Genomic DNA, 2,886 nt, shown 5'->3' with positions numbered 1-2,886 from the left:
CCAAGGCGATGTCGCCGTCATACGAAGTTGTTACGACATACAAAGACGGCAGAAAAGAATCCGACCACGGCGCGGAAAGTGCGGGGTTTAATTTGCTCTCTTTTTTCTTGTGGGCGGTTTTGCTGACCATTCCGGGGTTTATTATTCAAGCTATAAAATTGATTTATTTTACAATTAAGTACATCGTTTTATTCGTAAAAGCGGAAACAAAACCGAATTTTTTTCACACCGGTTTTTTTACTTTAATACTCGGCGTTATCGGATTAGCCGTTGGACTTGCAGCCGGCAGCATAGTGTCAACGGCGTATCAAAATAAGGAAGAAGTAATCAAGTATGTTACCGACAAAGAATACAGAAAATCCCTCTCCGTAAGCGACTACACGCCGGAAGAAATCCGCTCCATGATTGCCAAAGTAAAAAAGCAATTTGCCGATGACGGAAGAATTGATTATTATGTCAGCTTTGACAAAGTAGTAGTCTCAAAAATTGGCGGCGATATAGGAGTGGCTTACGTCTACAAAGATAATATGGCTCTTGTAAAAGTTATTAACGGCAACAGTCAATATTTAGAAGGTGATTATCATTTTGAAGGCACTGACTTTTATGAATTCGAAAGTCCCAAAGGCAAAAAAGCAAGCCAAAAAGACATTGAAAAAGCAAAAAGTTTTTTACCTTCCATTTTAATTTGGGACGTACTTGACGGGGCGAAGGACGAAGATTTGTTCGCTAAAGATGATAATAAATACAACAGGGTAATTATCAAGGCGTTCAAGAACGACAAAAAGAAAAAAACAGAAATCAACTTTTATGGAAACGGCAAATCGTACTTTGAGTATGCGGGAGGCTACAACATAAATCAATGAATTAACCAACGCTTAAACAGCCGCCGTTGGCGGATTCCACTGCTAGTGGATAGGCGTGGTAATTGATAAAACGTTATCTGCAACGGCGAACTGCGTACCTTCGGTACAAAGGTTCGAAAAAGCGGAAAGGAGAATTTTATGCCTTATAAAGATGGATTAGGAAGAAGTTTTGAAACTGAAGATGAAGCCGCAAATTCAAACATGAATACTTACGGCGACAAATCAGGTCCTGGCGGTGGTGCTGGTGGAATGTTAGCCGGCGGTTTTGCGGCTATTATAGTCTTAGGTCCGGTAATAGCCGCAAAACTGGTAGGGTTGATATGGGGCTTGCTCTTAAAGTTGCCAACTATCGGTAAAGTCAATATCGGCAAGATTATAACCACTGCGTTAATGGTTATAGCAGGTCCTATTATATTTCTTATACCGATAGCGTTTCTTCCTAAGGAAGTACACCAAAACATGGGAGGTTTTTTTTCTCTTCTTATTTTACTTGGTTCTGGGATATTAACACCCACATGGTACTTCCTCTGGCACTATGACGTGGTAAAAGAAATGGGAGCTTTAGAGTTCAGCGGTAAAATCAAAACAGCCGCCATGTTTTTATGGTTTGGCTACATTGGAGCCGCAATCATAGGATTCATTAAGAGTCCGGCGGCACAGTCAGTTGTTTCTATCTGTGCAGTCATCGCCGGATTTGGCTATTACTTTATAGCGACAAGACCCTATGCAAGAGCAGTGGCGGAACGGAACAAAGGAAATGCGAAGACTGCCCTGAAATCAATAGTAATGCTCGTTGCGGTCGGCTTTGTGGTGCTTCTTACCGTTGGAAAAGAAATTGAAAAAAGAAATTATGAAGCCAAAGAAGAGGCGGCAACTGCGGCGATAATAAAGCCGATAACCGACACCGTAAAGAAAGCATCAACGCAAGATGTGTTTGTAACTGTTATAAAGAATAGGTTTACAGAAAGACAAGAAAATACGAGAGTTGATGGTACTTATTATCTTCAAGAAATTGGAACGAATATTCATTCTCAACCCAGCACTGGAGGAACGAAGGTAAAAACGCCAAAAATTGGCGACAGGTTAAAAGTAACAGGGGACGTGATTATTGATGGAAGTGAAGCTTGGTTGCCTGTTGAATTTCAAGGTGTCAGGGGATTTATTGAAGCAATTTATCGCCATGAACCCTTTGTTGAACTAGCCACTGGTGGGCAAACTGTTCAATCAACAATACCCGAAATATCAATACCAGAAGAAACAACATCGGAAGAGACAACAACCGATGAAACAACGCCGGAAGAGTAAACGCAGGTAGCGTACACGCCAAGCGTCATATGACGCCAAGCGTCATATGACGGCAAGCGTCATTAAACGTAAACGTCATCTGACGGAAACGTCAGGCATCGTTTTTAACGATTGGCTCTTGGCGTGTACGCTATCAATTGATAGCGAAAGGAAAGAAGGAATATGAGTAACAAGGAAATGATGAAGAAAACAGCTAACGCCTCATTGTCAACCGCCTTATTAGGGGATATGATCGCTCTTAGTAAGTTTTCTGAAAACTGTTGCGTACCTCGCTATGACCGCAGCGCAAACGGCGAGCTAAAGCTCACCTCATTTGGTTCATCGTGGAAAAGCCTTTCGGCGCTGGGGTGTTTAGGTTTTATTCATCCACACGCCTTAAACGGCGTGCATAAGATTAAACACAACCGTCACCCTCCCCGACCCCCAACCCAACCCACACCAAACCAAAACACATAAATCCAACTTCAAACGCAACAACCAAAAAAACAAAAAAAGGAGCCCTCCCGACAATAACCCTCCTCCACTACCCCGCCAAAGGAAAAAAAAGATTTTATTTTTAAAACCACAACCCTTTTGAGAAGAGAAAACCCCGGGGCGGGGGGGGATTTTTCCCTATATTAAGGAAATTCCCCCGGTTTTTCGAAAAAAAAAATTTTTTCACCCCCTTTACCTTTTTTTAAACGTAAAAAGCCAAAAACAACCCCGCCGATCCCTATAA

General features: G+C 42.0%; 3 protein-coding genes. All 3 read left to right on the top strand.

Annotated features, from left to right (window positions below; genetic code table 11):
- Positions 1–863, top strand: an 863-nt coding sequence (locus ACYVTD_RS11295) for a hypothetical protein (protein WP_461247873.1), incomplete at its 5' end; no start/stop codon positions are given.
- Positions 864–1,001: 138 nt separating this feature from the next.
- Complete coding sequence (locus tag ACYVTD_RS11290) at positions 1,002–2,168, top strand: hypothetical protein (RefSeq protein ID WP_461247872.1); 1,167 nt, start codon at positions 1,002–1,004, stop codon at positions 2,166–2,168.
- A 162-nt stretch (positions 2,169–2,330) separates the two neighbouring features.
- Positions 2,331–2,624, top strand: a complete 294-nt coding sequence (locus ACYVTD_RS11285; RefSeq protein ID WP_461247871.1) for a hypothetical protein — start codon at positions 2,331–2,333, stop codon at positions 2,622–2,624.
- Positions 2,625–2,886: the final 262 nt, after the last annotated feature.

The organism is Treponema sp. R6D11 (assembly GCF_054786075.1).
Note: the sequence above shows the minus strand (reverse complement) of the source record. Positions and strands in the feature narration are given on the sequence as shown.

Excerpts from the sequence above, each read along its gene's own strand:
- ACYVTD_RS11290 (WP_461247872.1), top strand. The coding sequence starts at position 1,002 with ATGCCTTATAAAGATGGATTAGGAAGAAGTTTTGAAACTGAAGATGAA.
- ACYVTD_RS11285 (WP_461247871.1), top strand. The coding sequence starts at position 2,331 with ATGAGTAACAAGGAAATGATGAAGAAAACAGCTAACGCCTCATTGTCA.